Source organism: Bradyrhizobium sp. MI1.7, from assembly GCF_055811795.1.
The window spans coordinates 133751-152779 of record NZ_JBVVPO010000004.1; the positions used below are offsets into that span (position 1 = coordinate 133751).

The window sequence follows — 19029 nt, forward strand, 5'->3', positions numbered from 1 at the left end:
CTCCAGGCGGTTGAAATGGCGCGCCGCTCCCTATAGACCGGCTGCGACCAGCGGGAATCTGCGGTAGCCGGTTCTTCCGCCCGTTCCCTGGTCGCCTGTTGGGGCGTAGCCAAGCGGTAAGGCAGCGGATTTTGATTCCGCCATTCGGAGGTTCGATCCCTCCCGCCCCAGCCAATTGATATTGCTTACCAAATCGACGTCATCGTTGCCCCATTTGGAGAGCGGATGGCGCCGTCCGCTGGAGACGTTGCTGTTTTTGTTCGCCACCATTCACTCAGAACATCTTCCAGAAACTCGAGATCAGTTACCCGGACGGTGTTCGCGAATTTCGCACAACGATCGCGCGGGTCGCTGAAGACAAGCTGACCACCTGTAGGACTGAGCGCAGTACGAGTGACGGTCGTACCTTGTGAAAGGATCGCATCAACTGCCGCCGGGCTGAGCTCGTGAGTCATTTCAGCGGAGCCAACTAGCTGTTGGCTTGAGCCGATAGCGCGGGTGAGCCGAGAGAACTACCACTGAAAATTAATTGCAGCGACGATCAACAGCCCGAAGAAGATCACGAGGCTGGTCGCACTTAATTTTCGTGGACAGTTGTAATCCGATTCCAGAGTAGCCATTTATGGTTTAGCGCAGCCGGATCGCTCTCAGAACCTATTCCCGTTGCGCAAACTTGATCGGACCCAACCATGATCGAGTTTCCGAATTTCAGTCGTTCATATGACCGAACGCGGCACGCCGTGCGTTTTTGGGGATACGATAGCGCGTTAGAGGCATCGTTCTTCATAGAGGAAGACGCGCTGAGGCGACTTGAACCGGGCGCTCACTCCAACAATGAATCGGATTTCCTGAGCGCATTCGATTCCAATCGTGATGTGATATGCGCCGCCGCTGCCAGGGTGTACGTCCGCGGCAGCAGGGGCTCTTACGATCTGGTCGCCGCCAATTTTTGAGACGAAGCCTCGCGTCTTGATGGAAGCGGAAGACTTCGTTTACGGCACGTGCTTCATTACGACTGCCAATCCAGAAATAATCACAAAAGCCAGGGAGGATCGCATGAAATTCCGTCCGCTCCATGACCGCGTCGTGGTCAAGCGCATAGAGGCCGACGACAAGACAGCCGGTGGCATCATCATTCCGGACACCGCCAAGGAGAAGCCCTCCCAGGGCGAAGTCATCGCCGTCGGCCCCGGTGGCCGCGACGAAGCCGGCAAGCTGATCCCGATCGACCTGAAGGTCGGCGACCGCGTGCTGTTCGGCAAGTGGTCCGGCACTGAAGTCAAGATCGACGGCGTCGACCTGCTGATCGTGAAGGAAAGCGACATCATGGGCGTCCTCACTGATCTGCCGGCCGCCAAGAAGAAGGCCGCGTAAGCGCCAGCCGGTTTTCCTTACCCTGAGGATTCGGCGTAGCCGGGTTCTCGAAGGATGAGGCCCGCAATTCAAATCTCATCCCTCAAGAGCTCGCCAGTTGCGCGGCTTTTGGGATCTGACCAGTTGAAAACGGAGATCGCCATGTCAGCCAAAGAAGTCAAATTCGGCGTCGATGCCCGCGACCGCATGTTGCGCGGCGTCGAAATTCTCAACAACGCGGTAAAGGTGACGCTCGGTCCGAAGGGCCGCAACGTTGTCCTCGACAAGTCGTTCGGCGCTCCCCGCATCACCAAGGATGGCGTCACCGTCGCCAAGGAGATCGAGCTCGAAGAGAAGTTCGAGAACATGGGCGCACAGATGGTGCGCGAAGTTGCCTCCAAGTCGGCTGACGCGGCCGGCGACGGCACCACCACCGCCACCGTGCTCGCGGCTGCGATCGTGAAGGAAGGCGCCAAGGCGGTTGCCGCCGGCATGAACCCGATGGACCTCAAGCGCGGCATCGACTTGGCAGTGGACGCCGTCGTCGCCGACCTCGTCAAGAACTCCAAGAAGGTCACCTCGAACGAGGAGATCGCTCAGGTTGGCACCATCTCGGCCAACGGCGATGCGGAGATTGGCAAGTTCCTCTCCGACGCCATGAAGAAGGTCGGCAACGAGGGCGTCATCACGGTTGAAGAAGCCAAATCGCTCGAGACCGAGCTCGAAGTCGTCGAAGGCATGCAGTTCGACCGCGGCTACATCTCGCCCTACTTCGTCACCAACGCCGACAAGATGCGCGTTGAAATGGACGACGCCTATATCCTGATCTACGAGAAAAAGCTCTCCAGCCTGAACGAACTGCTGCCGCTCCTGGAAGCTGTCGTACAGAGCGGCAAGCCGCTCGTTATCATCGCCGAAGACGTGGAAGGCGAGGCGCTCGCCACCCTCGTCGTCAACCGTCTGCGCGGCGGTCTGAAGGTCGCGGCCGTCAAGGCTCCGGGCTTCGGCGATCGCCGCAAGGCCATGCTGCAGGACATCGCGATCCTGGCCGGCGGCCAGGCGATCTCGGAAGATCTCGGCATCAAGCTCGAGAACGTCACGCTCAACATGCTCGGTCGCGCCAAGAAGGTGATGATCGACAAGGAGAACACAACGATCGTCAACGGCGCCGGCAAGAAGGCCGACATCGAGGCGCGCGTGGCCCAGATCAAGGCGCAGATCGAGGAGACCACCTCGGACTACGACCGTGAGAAGCTCCAGGAGCGTCTCGCCAAGCTCGCAGGCGGCGTCGCGGTGATCCGCGTCGGCGGCGCGACCGAGGTCGAGGTGAAGGAGCGCAAGGATCGCGTTGATGACGCGATGCATGCGACCCGCGCGGCGGTCGAGGAAGGTATCGTCCCGGGCGGCGGCGTCGCCCTGCTCCGTGCCTCCGAGCATCTCAAGGGGCTGCGCACCAAGAACGACGACCAGAAGACCGGCGTCGAGATCGTGCGCAAGGCGCTGTCCGCGCCGGCTCGCCAGATCGCGATCAACGCCGGCGAAGACGGCTCGGTCATCGTCGGCAAGATCCTGGAAAAGGAACAGTACGCCTACGGCTTCGACTCGCAGACCGGTGAGTATGGCAACTTGGTCGCCAAGGGCATCATCGACCCGACCAAGGTGGTTCGCGTGGCGATCCAGAACGCGGCTTCGGTTGCGGCTCTCCTGATCACCACCGAAGCCATGGTGGCCGAGGTGCCGAAGAGGAACGCCGGCGGCGGCGCGCCTGCGGGTGGCGGCGGCATGGGAGGCATGGGCGGTATGGATTTCTAGGTCAACCCGCTCATGGCCGAACGGAGACAAGGGAAGGGATGGCCGATTTCCAGGAGGCAGAAGCGACGATCTGCTCACAGGAAAGGGTCAGTTGAGAACCGCATGCGCACTCCGCAGTCCGGCAAACCCTTCCAGGGAAGCTTCTCCTCGTTTGCCGAGACGCCGAGGTGAGACTGCTGTTCTATCGGCCTCGACTGCGAACGGCCTTCCCAAGCGAAAAGCCCGGCCGCGAGGGCCGGGCTGATCGGTAATATATTCAAGTCAGGCAATGCAGGAATAAAGCGGGGAGAGGCGTCGCCGTCTGTTCGAAAAGGAACACCTGAACCGATTATTGGTACCGCCAGCGCTCAACCGCGAAAGGCGGAGAATCTCACAAAGGCCCTGCATTTCCAGGAGCATCAAGGGTGCAGATACTCGCCGTGGCGCGCTGGCATCAGACTGCAGCGAGCCGGCGCATCAAGCCATCCCGAAGGTATCCCTACGCGAGTGCAGTGAGCAATTTGGTACAGACGCCGATCCCTCTACGTGTCTAGCCTCCTTAACCGGTGAAGCTCAACATACCTCTAAATCAAGGCGAAGATCATGGAAATCTCCAGGGAGACGAAAGCTGCCGTGCGGCCGGCACTGTGGGGAGCCGTGGCCGGAGCAATTGCTCTGGCAATCGTGGGTTTCAGCTGGGGCGGCTGGGTGACGGGTGGGGCCGCCGAGACGCTCGCGAGGAATAGTGCTGCGACGGCTGTCGTCGCAGCTCTCACACCCATCTGCGTTGAGAAGTTTCAACAAGCCGCTGATGCGTCGGAAAACCTGGTCGCAATGAAGAAGACGACCTATGCGTGGGATCAGAGCAAGTTCGTCGAAAAAGGCGGTTGGGCCACGATGCCGGGAAGCACTGAGCCAAATTCAGCCGTTGCGAAAGCTTGTGCCGAATCGCTTGGTAGCAAGAAAGCTGTGGAGCTGCGCGGATAGTCAGGCAAGTCGCGCGGCGGAAATCTGCGCATAGACGCGCCGGCCCCTCGACACGTCTGCATCTTGCGCAGTGGAAGGGGGCTCCTGCAAAGCAGACCAGGCAGTCGTCGCCAGATGGTCAAGCATCAAATTCGTCGTATCTACTTTGAACGGAGAACTCGATGGGACGAAATCCCTGAAGCCCAGGTCGAGCCGAGCGCTTCCCCTCGTCATTTCAGTTCCCGATTTGCCGCACGCCACGCGGCCTTCCAACGGGTGAACATCCTTTCAATTGTGGTAGTATGATTGCGTGTTAATGGTCCAGCGAACGAGAGTCCTGCCTTGGTGAAAGCGGCGAAGGACTTTGATCCCAGAGCATTCCTTGCCAAGGTCGGGGCCGGGAAATCGATCTCGAAAGTTGGCAAAGGTCGGAGCGTGTTCGTGCAGGGAGATGCTGCGGACGCGGTATTCTACATTCAAGAGGGAAAGATCAAGCTCACGGTCGTTTCGGACCAAGGCAAGGAAGCCGTCGTTGGGATTTTGGAGCCCGGACAATTCTTTGGCGAGGGCTGCCTCAATGGTCATCCATTGCGTCTTGCCACGACTACGGCAATGGAGTCCTGTGTCATCACGAGAATATCGAAGACGGCGATGACTACAGCGCTCGAAGGCAAGCCGAAGTTCTCTCAATTGTTCATGGCGTATTTGCTCGCGCGCAATAGCCGGATTGAAGAAGACCTGATCGACCAACTCTTCAATTCGAGCGAGAAACGCTTGGCGCGCCTGCTGCTTCTGCTGGCGAACTTCGGCAAGGAAGCCAGCTCGCAGCCCATTGGCGTCAATATCAGCCAGGAAACGCTGGCCGAAATGATCGGTACGACCCGATCACGGGTCAGCTTCTTCATGAACAAGTTCCGGAAGCTTGGCTTCATCAGCTACAATGGAAAGATCGAGGTCCATAGCTCGCTTCTGAACGCGGTTCTGCGCGACAAACCCGAGATAGACCGGAAGAACTGACCGCCGCGCGGCCAAACCGAGCGCCGGGCCAAACGCGGGACATTAGCCCACTCGAATAGCGGATCAGGGCGGCAGTTCGTCGCGGACCGAGCCTCCCTCGTTCTCCCATCGTGACAGAGCGGTTGCGCTCGATCTCGCATCGCCAGGCGTGTCCTTTTTCAAAGGCAGCTTGTTGCGACCGATTTCATTGTTGCGCCTGTGATCCGTCAAAAAGACGAAGCCGGCCCGCCAGGTGTTGAATTTACAGCTTTCCTCAGCGCTGGCCGAATCCTTAACGAGCTCGCCGGACGCGGTCGCTCTTGCGCGATGCTGCTGAGATTTGGACATATGCAGAGCCCTTTCGTTGGAAGTCTCCGCGCACTCCGGCCAATCTCGACGGTTGACCAAGGTGGACTTAAATGTGGGGATCGAAGCGATGAATAGCGAGCCCTCGGCATAAATAAGATTGCCAGAGGAGCGCACGGATCGCTTTGCCGTGCGTCCAATCGTGCCGCGCGGCAAAAGAGCTGCTGTAGCGGATTGTAGTCAGAAACAATTCACTGCCATCTTCGACGACATCGTAGTTGCGAGCGATGGAGTCGGCAGCAATTGGCGGCGAGGAGCACGCGCCCGGCAGCGTCCGACCAATCCCTCAGGCGCGGCAATGATGCTGACAGACAGAAACACCGCAATCGCGTCCCGGCGCTGGTTTGCACCCAAGCTTCTGATCTATCGACCAGTGGGATTCGCTGCCGGATGGTAAGACAAGCTGTCCTGGCTTCATTTGGAAATGTCGCAGTCCGTTGCCCGTTGGAGAGAGATCGGGCAGCGACGGCGGCACGGTGAGGCCGTTGGCGATTGACGATCAACTCGGCGGTCGCAGCTTGCTGCTGTTTGATGATGGGACCGCTGAGGCTTGCCGTTCCTTTGCTTCGTAATATTCGGCCGAGAACTTGATGGACCATCGCGCGAAGAACGAACGCAATTCCTGAGTGGGCTTCTCGACGCCCAAATGCTCTGCGACATGCGCCTCGCGCAACCACCTCACCGCCGACGTGAGGCCGGCAATGCGCTCGAGCCTCTCAACCGCTGCGGTCCCGGCGATCTCTGCCTGCCGATAGCGAAGGCCGACCTTTCTGATCACATGCACGCGCTTGATGATGTCGTAGCCCTTGAAGACGAGCTGAACGAGTGGATGCTTTCTGGCCTGCGGCCAGGCTGCCGGATAGACCGGTAGCACCAGAAGCTTGCTCTTCGCGATGACCGTTGCGAGCGGATGCAGGAGTTGCATCCAGGCTGGCCAGGATGTGACCTTGGCAAACAATATCGCGTGCATCGCCGTTGCCGCACCGAAAGAGATCGGCAGCCAAAGGACCGCGCACAGGATCACGAGCAATGCGGCATTCGGCGTGAGATGCCGGCATGTTCTGAACACCCATGCCATGCCGCCTTCAAAGGCATCATGCACAGCGTGTTCGAACGCCCGATAGCTGATCTTCCGCCGGAACCACAACCAGTTTCGGCGAATCGATCTACCCCACTGTCGACGCTTCGACGCGGACAGGGGAAGCAAGCGCACCGCGCCATTGATGACAGTTACGATGACATCGCCGACAACCCTGGCCGCGAACAGCGGCAGCCAGACAATCTGCATCGCAAAAGGGAAGGCGAAGTCAAGCATCCGCATCAAGATCGCAAGAACGAAACGCAGGATCTTGTTCGTGGCGAGCGCAACAACAACAAGTGGGATGATAATCACATCGTCGAGCGCACCGCGAAAGCGGCTTTCCTCGGTCCATGCCGGGTGACGACCATCGGTCACGGTGCACCGTCCGGGCTGAGTGCCGGCTCAGACTAGCACATTGCAAGCTCGAGGGGGGGCCTCAGGTACCGGTCGTTAGGCGACAGCGAGCACTCCGCATAAGGGGCCAGTTCGCATGACCCGCGTTAACCCTGTCTCTGATCTTGTCCGGTCGCCCCGCCGGCTGGTTCGGTTCTGCCGCCAAGCCGCCTTATTGGATGTCCGCAATTGGTCTCCGATTTTCGGGAGCTTATTTTTCGGCAGGCTTTGAACGAGGCGTCGCGTTCGGGAAGCGTGAAATCAGATGAAGGCGGCTCTCATCCTCGTTGGCTTCAGTACACTCGCGGTGATGGAGCTTGAGACGGCGCCGCGCATGACCAAGCCCGTGAACGCGCCGCCTGTTCAGGCGACCGTCGGGTTACGCGTCTCAGCCGATACGCTGACGACGGCAGACCGGCTCGGGACCCCGCACATGCACATGCAATTTGAAGCGCCTCCGCAGCCGGTCTCCTTGAGCGAACCGATGCCTCCGCCGGATTAAACGGCGAATGTTGCGCCAGAGCCTTTGAAGATCATCGCGCCACACCAGCGCACCGCAAGCGGGAGAAAATTCGCGGTCATGCTGCCCAGACCTCGGCCCGTGCAGGGAACGTCCAAGGCATTTGCGAATGCCAAGCGCGCCAAGCCAGTCGCGGAGGTCAAGCCCTGCCGGTCAGGTGTCTTCGATGGCCTGTTCAAGGCATTGAACCTGTCAACGGGATGTCAGAGCTAGCCCCAAGATACCTCTCTATCAGCGATATCGTTTCCGCCACGCCGGGTTCACGCGGCCACGGTATCAATCGAGCGGCGGATCACCTGGCGCACCTCCGCATTCGACAGGAACAGGTCGTGGTTGATAACGCCCCAGCCTGCCTCGGAAGCATCGACCACGCGCACCCCAAGCCCTTCGATGGCGGTCTTCTCGGCAGCGCCGACCCGTGTCATCCCACCAGCGATTTGCCCCGACAACGCCAGCGCGCGGTCGTTCGTCGCGGCGATGACGGTGATCTTGCGCGAAAGCGGACCGATGCGGTTGATCGACGACGAGAACACGTCCATGTCGATGTCCGGCGCGGCGAACACCACGGCCCCGATCTTGCCCGCAACGGCGTCACCGGATCGCGCATAGAGCTGGCGCAGGCTTTCGAGCGTGAGCATGGTTCCCATGCTGTGCGCGACGATGTGGACGCGGCCGGCGCTTGAACTCGTCACGACAGATTGCAGCACGCGTTCGAAGCCATCGCGGGACCACATTGCGCTGTCGCGGTCATAGGCGTAGTCGAACAGTCCAGCCTTCGAGGGCCAGGAGAATACCATCGTCTGGCCGCGGAACCTGATGCCATCGGAGAGATGCGCGGCATCGAGCGCCGCTGTCTCGAACGTCTGCTTGAAGCCGTGCACGTAGATCAGGACGTCCGGTCCGCCGCCGGCCTGCGCGACAAGACTGCCGACATCGCCCGATACCGGCTCGACCCCATCAAGACGCCAATCGTCAAGCCCCGCTGCAGCCAGAGAAAAACGGCTGTCACCAGGCGCCACAAGCTTCGCGCGTGCGACGGTCATCGTAGAAGCCCGCTCCGGCCCGAACCACGGCTTCGTCCGGCCGCCGTTCACTGGCTTGCGCGTGGTTACGACGAGCAATGTAGGGTCGACCGAGAGCGACGAAGCGTCGTAGCGTGCGCCGGTAGCACCCAGGCTGGCGCATCCGCCCAGCGCGACAACGCAGGCTGAGGACGCAAGCCCGCCAAGGAGCGCACGGCGGGACGCAATCACTTCGTGTTGCACTAAACGTCGGATGATCACGCAGAACCTTTGGGAACTGCCCCCTGGAGGAGCCCGCCCCCTGCGCGCGTTCCTGAATGATGATGGCGGCGAGAATAAGGGCGGGGCGCGCCACGCCGCTTGTTCCAAATGCGGATTGAAATCGTCGAATAATCAAACAGGTTTTGGTTCCGCCATGCGGAGGTTCGATCCCTCACTGGCCTAGTCAGGTCGCAACCCCAACTCAGGACTTCGTGGGGCTGCGGACCGCCACGCCGGGATCGATCGTCTGCGACGGCAGGCGGCGTTCGGCGGGGCGCGCGACCAGCAGATAGAGAACCAGGGCGAGCAGCGACGTTGCCGCCATCACCGCCGTCATCGACAACGCGGTCCGCCCGTCGAAGCGAAGTGCGACCAGTCCGCTCGATATCGCGCCGGCGGTCAGCTGAATGCTTCCGGCGGCAGCGCTGACGGCGCCCGCGATCTCCGGGAGACGCTGCATCGTCGCGCTCATCACGTTCGGCACGCTGAACCCGAAGCCGAGTGCGACCGCCATCAGCAGCGCGACCACGAGTGACGTGGGCATCCAGCCGGCCAATGTCATCGCGAGCAGGGCGGTGCTGGCGGCGGCCGACAGCGTCAGCCCGGTTGTGAGCATGCGCGCCGACTCTACGCCGCGCCGGCCGAGCTGGCCGTCGAGAAAGGCGCCGACCATGACGGCCCCCGAGCATGCGCTGAAGATCAGGCCATATTGCTCCGGGCGCAGTCCGATGGCGCCGACGAAGAACAGCGAGGCGCCGGTGACGTAGGCAAACACGGTCGCGCCGCCCGCGGCGCCGACCAGGATGAAAGGCAACGACACCGGATGCGTCAGCACCTGGCGGTAGCTGTCGATGACAGCAGAAAGCCCCAGGCGGCCGGCGCGGTCGGTCGTCGCAGTCTCCGCGAAGCGAAACATCACCACGACCAGCAGCATGAGACCGATCCCCGCCTGGGCGGCATAGATCGATCGCCAGCCGGCGATCGCCAGCAGGGCGGCGCCGGCCGTCGGTGCGATCACGGTCGCGACATTGACCGTGACCATGACGTTGGCGATCTTGCCTCGCGCGGCGTTGCCGTCGAAGAGATCGCGAATGATGGCAAAGGTCGTTGCGGTGGCGGCGGCGCCGATGCCCTGGACGAAGCGGCCCAGCAACAGAACCGGCAGCGAGGACGCTTTCGCGCAGGCAAGGCTTGCTGCGACGAACAGTACGAGGCCGAATGCCAGAATCGGCTTGCGGCCCAGGCGGTCGGAGATAGGTCCGTAGATCAGCGGCGCGGTGGCGAGGCTGAGCATGAAGGCGCTCATGGTCAGCCCGACATCCGACGCGCTCGCGTCGAGCGTCGCACCGGTTGCTGCCAGCGCCGGCAGATTGATGTCGATGCCGGAATAGGGCACGGCCGCCAGAAAACCGAGCAGCAGCGTGAAGGCGAAGGATGCGGGGTCGATTTGCATGGACAGATTTCCGGTTCCGGCTTGGTCGATGTGCATGAGGCGATGGAGGCGCGGTCGCCCGCCCTCCATCGCTGCGTTCGGCGATTACGCGCGCCGTTCGGCGCGCCGCCCCCGGGTTGCCGCCATCGCGCCGGTGTGCGAGCTCTCGTCGGCCACAAGCTCGCCGATGACCCGGAGGATTTCGGCCCGCGTGTCGATCCCGGCAAATTCGTCCGCGATCTGCGAGGCTCGCGACTGGAAGCGGGATTGATCGAGCACCGTCCGCACCGCGTCGCGCAGCGCCTTCGGTGTCGGCTCGTTGGTCGCGAGGTTGATGCCGACCCCGGACCATGCGACCCGCGCGTTGACGTCGGCCTTGTCTTCGGTCAGCCCCGCAGTGACCAGCGGGATGCCGAAGCTCATGGCCTGGTTGACGCTGCCATAGCCGCCGTTGGTGACGAGCACGTCGACGTTCGGCAGCAGCCATTCGAACGGCAGATAGCTGGCGATGCGCGCGTTCGACGGGATCTTGCCGGGGATGGCGTCAACCGGGCGGCCGCCTGCCGTCGCGATCACCAGGATGTCTTTCTCGTCCGCGAGGGCCGCCAGCGTCGGGGCAACCAGCAGATTGAAATTGTGATTGGCCACCGTTCCCTGCGTCACCAGAACGATCTTGCGCGATCCGTCGAGCTCTTCGGCCCAGGGGGGCGGCGGGACCTGGTTGGCGATGATCGGTGGGGTGCCGACGAAATGCACTGAGGGCGGAATCTCGCGAGGAAATTCGAAGCTTGGCACCGACAATTGCAGATAGGCATCCCCGAGAGCGACCACAGAATGGAACATCGGCATCGCGATCGGCCCGACCCCGAGAGACTTCAACGCCCGATTCAGGCGCAGTGACACCGGCTGATCGACTGCCGCATCAAATTCCCGCGCCATGGCCGCATAGCGATCGCGCTCCTCGCCGCTCTTTGCCGGCGGCAGACCGAGGAAATTGGGCGCGCCGTCCTCGCGCGCCCAATGCAGAAACGAGGTCCCGCAGAGCGCGATGGGAGGCCGCTGCGAGCGCGGTCCGAGCAGCATCGGCAGTACACCGAACAGCATGTCGTCGGCGACAATGATGTCGGCGGGGAATTGCCGCAAGATTTGCAGCAGCCCCTGGTGCTGAGCCGGAATGGCGTCGACGAAGATGCGCTCGCAAGCAACACGGAACCACTCCAGTCCCGGCGGGATGGTCTTGAGTTCGGGGAACCGCGAGAAGACGTCGTTCGGATCAAAGTCCGCGTCCTCGGGAAGGGGAAAGAATTTGACGCCGCTGGCTTCGACGCGGGCACGAAAGGCGGTGCCCGTCAGGAAAGCGATCTCGTGGCCATCGCCACGCAGGATTTGCGTGATCGCCAGCATCGGATTGAGATGACCCGTCGCCGGTGTCGAAGCGATAAGAATCTTCATGTGAGTTGACCTCTTGATGATCGATGCACGGTCGCCCCAGAGCGTCCGGTCGAGTGAGAGGCAATTGAAGCGATCGCCGTTACGCCAAGACTTCCGGCGGCAGCGAAAATGGTTACGGCGGCAACGCATCGTGGCGCTGCCAAGGCCGGGCAAAAAGGCCGGTGCAAAAACCGGTGACATCGCGCCGGAAGCCGATAACTCGCACAGGATTACAATTGTAACGCGAGCGGCGGGCGATGAAACGGCACGGAAACACCGCGCTGTTAATCCGGCAGACCTCCGCATGGCACACCTTCGCAGATATTGGCGCGTTGGCGTCGGCCGAAATTCATTTTTGACGATCCGGATGTCGCGCGGCATCGGTCGCGCCCAATTCATTGAGGACTGGCATGGAAAATATTGTCGCCCTGATTGCGATGGTTGCGTTCATCGCGTTTCTGGCCTGGCTGGGCGTTCGCGCCTCCCGGACGAAATCTGCTCTGGCGAAGTGGAGCGGCATGGTGCTGACGGCCATGCTGGCCATCTCAGTGTTCGGCGTTGCCGCTTTGACCGCGGTCGGTATCGTCCGGCAACACGCCCGTTCTGCACCGGTCCCGGATGTGAAGATCGAGGCGACACCGGACCAGATTGCCCGAGGCATGGCCGTGGCCGACGGCTTTTGCGCCGCATGTCACTCGCAGACCGGGACGCTGACCGGCGGCGGCGACGTGGCCAAGGATCTCCCGATTCCCATCGGCTCGTTCGTGCCGGCCAATCTCACGCCCGCCGGCGTCTTGAAGAATTGGTCCGATGCCGAGATCTTTCGTGCCATTCGCAATGGGATCGACGCGAGGGGGCGCTGGCTGGCGATCATGTCCTTCACCAATGCCGGCCGGCTCAGTGACGACGACACCAAGGCGGTGATCGCCTACATCCGCAGCCTGCCCGCGAGCGGTACGCAGACCCCGGATCCGCCGGATCGCTTCAGCCTGCTGGGCATCGTGATGCTGGGCGCCGGACTGTTGCCGGATGCGAAGCCCGTCTTCACCGGCGTGATCACCGCGCCGCCGAAGGCGCCGACGGCGCTCTATGGCAAGTACCTGCTGTCCTATCAGGATTGCCGCGAATGCCACGGCAGGGATCTCGGCGGCGGCGTGCCGGGACAATTGCCGCCGCTCGGACCGGACCTCGGTATCGTCAAGAACTGGAGCCTTGCGCAATTCGTCGACACCATGCGCACAGGCGTTGATCCGAACGGGCATCGGCTCGGCGAGCAGATGCCGTGGCGGCCGATCGGGCGGATGGATGACGACGATCTCGCCGCGATCTACCAGTACCTGTTGGCTCTGCCGGGCTCCTGATGATTCCGTGAAGCCCGCAAACGATCGCGCCCTGCGGGGGCGGGCAACAGCCTGCGCAGCACATCGCAGTCGCTGAACGACAGCGCAGGCCGCAGGCTTCCTATCGCCCCAAAGTAGTAAGCGTTGGGATCACAATTATTCACGTATGCGACATCCGGCGGAATTAGCCGCAGAATTACCCTGTTGCGACGTCATCACGGCATCATAGATAGGCTCAGTGTGTGCCGATGGCCTCGGATATCCCGTTCTATTTTGAGCGATTCCAATTCGGATGACATCAATATCATTTCACCACAGCCGGACGTTGACGTTCGCAATTCTTAAGTACAGCTCACTCGGCGGACGGCGAATTTTGAGAGTATGGAATGCTTGCAGATATTGGCCACATCGTCGTCGTCGATGACGATCCGACGTTAAGGCAAATGGTGATCAAATATCTCGAGGAGCACAATATCCCGACAAGGGCGGCCTCCAACAGATCGGAATTGAACCACTATCTCGATGGCAGCCAGCCGAGCCTGATCATCCTCGATCTTCGGCTTGGTCAGGATGACGGTCTGGACCTGTTGAGGGAAATCCGGTCGCATTCCGACGTGCCGGTCATCATCACGACGGGCCATCGTCCCGACGAGATCGATCGTATCGTCGGGCTCGAGCTTGGCGCCGACGACTACATCATCAAGCCGTTCTCCCTGAGGGAGCTGCTGGCGCGCGTCCGCGCGGTGTTGCGGCGGCAGGAGATGGGACGGGCCGCGCGCGCCCGCGATCCCGAGCGCGGGGGCTATCGCTTCAGCGGCTGGAAGCTCGAACGCCGTAGCCGAAAGCTGACCGATCCCGACGAAGCGCCGGTGCCGTTGAGCAAGGGAGAATATGCGCTGCTGCTGGCCTTTCTGGAGGCGCCGCAGCGTCCCCTGACCCGCGAGCATCTGCTGCAGGCGACCCGTATCCATGAGGATATCTTCGATCGCAGCATCGACGTCCAGGTGCTGCGGCTGCGGCGCAAGCTGGAGACCGATCCGAGCGCGCCGCGCGTCATTCAGACCGAGCGCGGCGTCGGCTATGTCTTCGCGGTGCCGGTCGATCCGTTCTAGAAGCAATTGGCGGATTGCAATTGTAGCCAATTTGCCGATGGCGGTGACCTTGGCGTAACAGCGGGCCGTCAGATTGCCTCCCACCAACAGCGTGTGGGAGATTTACGATGGAGAAGTATTCTCACAGTGTGAGCCGCGTTGCCTTGCCGGGTCACATGGAACTCGACAGGGCGAACTGGGTCGCACGATCTGACGGTCGCGGCATGGTCCGTCTCGGTGCGGTTGCCGCGAGGCATCGCGCGCCGGACATTGCTTCGCCTCCGGATGTGCCGCCTGCCGGGCAGGATCAGCCCGTCACCACATTCTGGTGGGCGGTCTTCGCCTCCCTGATGGAGGGCTTTGCCCTCTACGGTGCAGCCTTGCATCCGACCGCAGCCGCGCCGGTTCAGGCGATGCTGGAGGCCACGAGAGATTGCCGATCGCCCTCGGCGGGTCGCGAGCCCGCGGAGAAGAGCGGCAACGATGGAGCCGACAACAATGGGAATGACAATAATGGGAATATCGTCAGGCTCGATCGCGCCGCGCCGCGCGATGCGCGACTGGAGCGCAGCTGGAATCGGCTGGGGTCGCTCGGCGCGACCCTGGGGACTCTGATGGACCTGCCTGCGTACTGGCGTCGGGAACGTGAGATCAGGAAGGCCGTCGCTGCGTTGATGGAGTTCGATGACCGGACCTTGCGGGACCTCGGGATTTCCGGCAGGTCGGACATCGAGCGGGTGGTGAGGTACTGCCGTGATTGCTGACAGCATCGCCCGGAGCATGTGGCGGCCACCTTCGCGAAATCATCCAGCTTCGATCAAAATTCCTTGAGCAGCCGCGACAATTCTCGCTTCACCCCCACATTGCTGGGCGTGCAGCAGTTCGCCAGATTTCTCGGGGCCGGACGAGGTGCCGGCCTTCGACGTTGCGCGATCGTGATTTGCGCACTGGTGCCGTGCTCTCTGAAGGTCTCTCCGGCACCGTCGCAGTCGCCGCCGGCCTTCGTGTCGGTCCGCAAGGATGAGCCCATCACGCCCATTCCGGCACCGCCGGCAATCAATCCGCTGAAGGTCAAGCTCGGCGAACGACTGTTCTCCGATCGCAGGCTGTCGCACGACAATTCACGCAGTTGCGCATCGTGTCACGATATCGCGACGAACGGCGCGAGCCCGAGGCAGCACGATGTCGGCCCCGACGGGGCGGCGATCACGCTCAACACGCTCACCGTCTTCAATGCGGCGCTCAGCTTTCGCTTCGGCTGGGAAGGAAAATTACGCAACATCGAGGCCGATACCAGGGCGTCGCTGGAAAGCCCGCGCACCATGGCGAGCAGCTCGGTCGAGATCGCAGAGAAGCTCAATTCCGATCCCGACATGCGCGAGAGCTTCTTCGCGGCTTACGGCCACCGCCCGGAGCGCGGCGATGTCGTCGACGCGCTCGCGAACTTCCAGCGCACGCTGGTCACGCCGGGCGGCAAGTTCGATCGTTGGCTGGCGGGTGACGCCGCGGCGCTGTCGGAGGACGAGCTGGGCGGCTACCAATTGTTCAAATCGCTGGGCTGCGCGTCCTGCCATCAGGGCGTCAATGTCGGCGGCAATCTGTTCCAGCGCCACGGCATATTCCACCCGCTCGCATCGCCCGAGCCGAAAATTCTGCGCGTGCCGAGCCTGCGCAACGTCGCGACCACGCCGCCGTATTTCCATGACGGCAGCGCGCCGACGCTCGATGACGCGGTTCGCAAGATGGCCTTTGCCCAATTGAACGCCACGTTGACGGAGAAGCAGGTCAAGGCGCTCGTCGCCTTTCTGAACAGTCTGACCGGCACCTATCGCGGCGCGACTGTCGGATGCTCCCCATGAAATTTGCCCCCGCCGTGATCGGCGTAACCTGCGTGCTCGCCCTGCTGACCTGGCTGTTGTTGAACGGGCTGAACTTCAATTCGGTGCGTTACGACCGTCAGCTCCAGGCGCTTGGCGACTTCACCCGGTTCGAACGCGCGATGACCAGGGAAGTGCTGACCGCGCGCGTCGGCCTGTCGCGCAACTATGACAAGCTGGTGCAGATGACCGATGCCTATGACGACGCCCTGACGCGGCTGCGCGAAACGCCGGGTCTCAATGCCGAAGAGACCAGGGCCATCGATGTGCTGTCGGCACGCGCCCTCCGGCAGGAGGATCTGGTCGAACGGTTCAAGAGCCGCAACGCGTTGCTCCAGAACTCCTTTGCCTATTTCGGTCTGTTCAGCGACAAGTTGGCTGAGTCGGATCAGCGGGCGCTGGTCACGGCCGCCTCCGCATTGGCGGCAGCGATGCTGCGCCTGACGCTCGATACGTCGGACGTCGTGGCGCGTCAGGTCCAGGGTCGATTGGAAGAGCTGGCGCTCGTGCAAACGCCGCCGCAGGACATGGATTCGGTCCGCGCGTTGTTGATGCACGGGGAGATGCTGCATGACCTTCTGCCCGACATCGACACGATCGTGAAGACGCTCGTCGCCGAATCGAACAACCGCGAGCAGGATGCCGTATTGGCATTGATCACCAGGCGTCAGCTCGCCTCGCGGGCGTCGGCGCGCCGGGTACGCCTGTTGCAGTTCATGACGTCGCTGCTGCTGCTCTGCGGCGTGGTCTATTTCGGATTGCTATTGCACCGGCGCGCGGTCACGCTGCGCCGCCGTGCGGCGTTCGAGCACGTCATGGCCGGCATCTCGATGCGGTTCATCGATTCGAGCCGCGAGAGGATCACCGCTGACGTCGAGACCGCGCTGCAACAGCTCGCCGGATGCATCGGTGCGGATCGCGCCTATTTCGTCGGCGCGACCGGGACGACGACAAGCACCTATCGGTGGTCCCGCGACGGGATCGCATTCGAGCCGGGTTGGCCGGATCGCGCGCTGAGCCTCGCGCCACGCTTCGACAGTGGCGAAGGCGGTATCGTCTATATTCCCAAGGTCAAGGCCGCCCATCCCGACGACACGATGAACCTGCTCGAGGACGCCGGCGTCGGTGGCTGGCTGTGCGTGACGGCGGTCAGGGGACATCGCGATGAAATCCTCGGCTTCGATACCGTGCCGGCCGGGGCGCTCGCATACTGGTCCGAAGTCTCGTTGTTTCGCATGGCGTTCGACGCCATCGGCAACGCGATCCGCCGGGTGCGGCTCGAAGGCGAGAAGGAGCGCTTGCAGGCGAGCCTGCAACAGGCACGCCGCATGGAAACCCTCGGCACCTTTGCCAGCGGTATCGCCCACAACTTCAACAATATCGTCGGTGCGATTCTCGGCTATGCCGAGATCGCCGAAGCGCGAATCCGGTCAGGAGGCCGGCCGGCCGGCAGCCTTGCGGAGATCCGCCGTGCCGGCGAGCGGGCGCGCGAACTGGTCGAACAGATTCTCGGCTTCGGCCGCCGCGGCGAGGGCAGGCGGGAGCGTGTCTGCGTCAGGACCCTGATCGACGAAACCAGATCGCTGCTGGCGGCTTCGTTGCCTTCGCACGTCCAGTTCGAGGTGAACGAGTCGGCCGAAGAGGCCACCGTGATGGGCGAGCCCGCCCAGTTGCAGCAGGTGATCCTGAATCTTTGCAACAATGCGGCTCAGGCGATGACGGAGCCGGGTTGCATCGAACTCGGCATCAAGGTGCGCGATCTTCAACAGCCATTGTCGATCGGACGCAGTGAGGTCGGCCCCGGCCGCTTCACCGTGATTTCGGTCACCGATCCGGGGCCGGGAATGGACGAGGCGACGCTGGAACGGATCTTCGAGCCCTTCTTCACGACGCGCCCGGACGGCAACGGCATCGGGCTCGCAACCGTTCGCGAGATCGCGGAGCAATATGGCGGCGCCGTCGCCGTGCAGAGCGAGCCGGATGCGGGCACGCGCTTCGACGTCTGGCTGCCATCCGGCGACCCCGACGAGGCGGTGCCGGTTCAGCACAGCCCCGATCTGGCGTTCCGTGGCGCGGGCGAGACGGTGCTGGTGCTCGACACCGATCGCCGTCGCCTGTTGCGCCATGAGGAAATCCTCGCGGCGCTGGGGTATGAGCCGGTCGGGTTCACCAGGCTGGCGGAGGCGATCACCGCCTGCCGCACCGCGCAAGCACGCTTCGATGCGGCGCTGGTGTGTCACATGCCCGGAGGCTCCTCGATCGAGCTGGCGGCGGCATTGCACGCGGCGGCGCCGGCCTTGCCGATGATTCTGGCGAGCCCATCGACGCGCGAGCTGGCGGTGCCGTCGCTGGAGACGTCAGGGATCACCGAGCTCGTTCATCACCCGCTGATATCGGCGGAGCTCGCCGGCGTCCTGGCGCGGAGCGTCGCCTCGTCGGCCGCGCGACGACGCGTGAGGCGGGCCGCCGTGGCGCGGTAGAGCGTTTTCGAGCGAAGCGGAAGCCGGCTCGCGCGAACGAAGCGCGTCAAAACAGGAATCCAGAGTTGGCGCACGACAATCGGCGATCGCGGTTGCAATGGTAACGCGATGTCACCGCGGGCGAAATGGTCGAGTAGCCGGGACCTCCTATCCATCGTGTGCGCATCGTCGCAACGTCACCGCGATAGGAGAATGATGATGTCAATCAGACTTGGCGTGACCGTCGTCGCAGCTACGTTTCTGTTCGGATCGGTTTCCAGCCTCAGGGCTGCCGGAGGCGCAAGCGCGCCTGTGACCATGTCCTCGCCTGGCAGTGTGGACGCAATGAAGTTCGCGGACCTGTCCCGGCAGGCTCCCATCGGTCACCGGCAGCCGCGACGCAGCGACGTGCCCGGGTCGACGCAAGCCTCGCCCCAAGACGCGGAGCTGCAGCGGCTCGACAAGGAGATCGACCGCCGGCTGATCATCTGCCGTGGCTGCTGATGGCCGGCCGAGGTCATGGATCGCGCGCGCCGCCAGGCGCGCGTTGGCCCGTGCCGATACCGCGTATTTATACGGCCCCCTCGCCCAGAGCGAATGGTGGTGGGCGCACGCGGTATTTGGGGTGTTTTTAGGCGGGTTGGGATTGT

The 19029-nt window shown here is 62.6% G+C and carries 17 protein-coding genes and 1 tRNA gene; 13 read left to right on the forward strand and 5 right to left on the reverse strand.

Annotated elements, in window-relative coordinates:
- Positions 1 to 99 precede the first annotated feature (99 nt).
- The 6 genes from AC0L3X_RS06595 to AC0L3X_RS06620 all read left to right on the forward strand — a co-directional run bounded on the left by AC0L3X_RS06595 (position 100) and on the right by AC0L3X_RS06620 (position 5127).
- A tRNA-Gln gene (locus AC0L3X_RS06595) sits at positions 100 to 174 on the forward strand.
- A gap of 515 nt (positions 175 to 689) precedes the next feature.
- The gene (locus AC0L3X_RS06600) at positions 690 to 953 is read left to right on the forward strand and encodes a DUF1488 family protein (RefSeq protein WP_063984906.1); all 264 of its coding nucleotides are present in this window, start codon (positions 690 to 692) and stop codon (positions 951 to 953) included.
- Positions 954 to 1056: 103 nt separating this feature from the next.
- Positions 1057 to 1374, forward strand: coding sequence for a co-chaperone GroES (locus tag AC0L3X_RS06605; protein ID WP_063984905.1), 318 nt, complete (start codon positions 1057 to 1059; stop codon positions 1372 to 1374).
- A 141-nt stretch (positions 1375 to 1515) separates the two neighbouring features.
- Positions 1516 to 3165, forward strand: a complete 1650-nt coding sequence (gene groL, locus AC0L3X_RS06610; RefSeq protein WP_071917644.1) for a chaperonin GroEL — start codon at positions 1516 to 1518, stop codon at positions 3163 to 3165.
- 582 nt (positions 3166 to 3747) lie between these two features.
- A complete protein-coding gene (locus AC0L3X_RS06615) occupies positions 3748 to 4131 on the forward strand; it encodes a hypothetical protein (RefSeq protein WP_063984904.1) in 384 nt (127 codons plus the stop codon).
- A gap of 321 nt (positions 4132 to 4452) precedes the next feature.
- The gene (locus AC0L3X_RS06620) at positions 4453 to 5127 is read left to right on the forward strand and encodes a Crp/Fnr family transcriptional regulator (protein WP_063984903.1); all 675 of its coding nucleotides are present in this window, start codon (positions 4453 to 4455) and stop codon (positions 5125 to 5127) included.
- A gap of 63 nt (positions 5128 to 5190) precedes the next feature.
- Here the strand turns inward: AC0L3X_RS06620 and AC0L3X_RS06625 are convergent, their stop codons facing one another.
- Both AC0L3X_RS06625 and AC0L3X_RS06630 read right to left on the reverse strand, forming a co-directional pair.
- Positions 5191 to 5589 carry a hypothetical protein gene (locus AC0L3X_RS06625; RefSeq protein ID WP_283018513.1) on the reverse strand — a complete coding sequence of 133 codons (399 nt, stop codon included), beginning with the start codon at positions 5587 to 5589 and terminating at the stop codon, positions 5191 to 5193.
- Between the two features lie 382 nt (positions 5590 to 5971).
- Entirely contained in the window at positions 5972 to 6928 is a 957-nt protein-coding gene (locus tag AC0L3X_RS06630; protein WP_063984902.1) for a hypothetical protein, read from the reverse strand.
- 283 nt (positions 6929 to 7211) lie between these two features.
- Here AC0L3X_RS06630 and AC0L3X_RS06635 point away from each other — a divergent pair, with 283 nt between their 5' ends.
- Positions 7212 to 7448 (forward strand): hypothetical protein, encoded by a 237-nt coding sequence (locus tag AC0L3X_RS06635; protein ID WP_473316315.1) that lies wholly within the window; start codon positions 7212 to 7214, stop codon positions 7446 to 7448.
- A gap of 278 nt (positions 7449 to 7726) precedes the next feature.
- Here AC0L3X_RS06635 and AC0L3X_RS06640 read toward each other — a convergent pair whose 3' ends face one another.
- The 3 genes from AC0L3X_RS06640 to AC0L3X_RS06650 all read right to left on the reverse strand — a co-directional run bounded on the left by AC0L3X_RS06640 (position 7727) and on the right by AC0L3X_RS06650 (position 11633).
- Positions 7727 to 8749, reverse strand: a complete 1023-nt coding sequence (locus AC0L3X_RS06640; protein ID WP_084795243.1) for an alpha/beta hydrolase — start codon at positions 8747 to 8749, stop codon at positions 7727 to 7729.
- A gap of 202 nt (positions 8750 to 8951) precedes the next feature.
- Positions 8952 to 10202 carry a multidrug effflux MFS transporter gene (locus AC0L3X_RS06645; protein ID WP_231144381.1) on the reverse strand — a complete coding sequence of 417 codons (1251 nt, stop codon included), beginning with the start codon at positions 10200 to 10202 and terminating at the stop codon, positions 8952 to 8954.
- Positions 10203 to 10286: 84 nt separating this feature from the next.
- Positions 10287 to 11633 (reverse strand): nucleotide disphospho-sugar-binding domain-containing protein, encoded by a 1347-nt coding sequence (locus AC0L3X_RS06650; protein WP_063984899.1) that lies wholly within the window; start codon positions 11631 to 11633, stop codon positions 10287 to 10289.
- Positions 11634 to 12022: 389 nt separating this feature from the next.
- Here AC0L3X_RS06650 and AC0L3X_RS06655 point away from each other — a divergent pair, with 389 nt between their 5' ends.
- The 6 genes from AC0L3X_RS06655 to AC0L3X_RS06680 all read left to right on the forward strand — a co-directional run bounded on the left by AC0L3X_RS06655 (position 12023) and on the right by AC0L3X_RS06680 (position 18883).
- Complete coding sequence (locus AC0L3X_RS06655; protein ID WP_063984898.1) at positions 12023 to 12973, forward strand: c-type cytochrome; 951 nt, start codon at positions 12023 to 12025, stop codon at positions 12971 to 12973.
- Positions 12974 to 13338: 365 nt separating this feature from the next.
- Positions 13339 to 14064 carry a response regulator gene (locus AC0L3X_RS06660; protein WP_014497160.1) on the forward strand — a complete coding sequence of 242 codons (726 nt, stop codon included), beginning with the start codon at positions 13339 to 13341 and terminating at the stop codon, positions 14062 to 14064.
- A 107-nt stretch (positions 14065 to 14171) separates the two neighbouring features.
- Complete coding sequence (locus tag AC0L3X_RS06665) at positions 14172 to 14807, forward strand: DUF1127 domain-containing protein (RefSeq protein ID WP_063984897.1); 636 nt, start codon at positions 14172 to 14174, stop codon at positions 14805 to 14807.
- A 186-nt stretch (positions 14808 to 14993) separates the two neighbouring features.
- Positions 14994 to 15902: a cytochrome-c peroxidase gene (locus AC0L3X_RS06670; RefSeq protein WP_354131727.1), complete on the forward strand. Its 909-nt coding sequence runs from the start codon at positions 14994 to 14996 to the stop codon at positions 15900 to 15902.
- Positions 15899 to 18400, forward strand: a complete 2502-nt coding sequence (locus AC0L3X_RS06675; protein WP_063984896.1) for a two-component system VirA-like sensor kinase — start codon at positions 15899 to 15901, stop codon at positions 18398 to 18400. The genes AC0L3X_RS06670 and AC0L3X_RS06675 overlap by 4 nt, the downstream gene beginning before the upstream one ends.
- Before the next feature lie 198 nt (positions 18401 to 18598).
- Complete coding sequence (locus AC0L3X_RS06680; protein WP_187387777.1) at positions 18599 to 18883, forward strand: hypothetical protein; 285 nt, start codon at positions 18599 to 18601, stop codon at positions 18881 to 18883.
- Positions 18884 to 19029 lie beyond the last annotated feature (146 nt).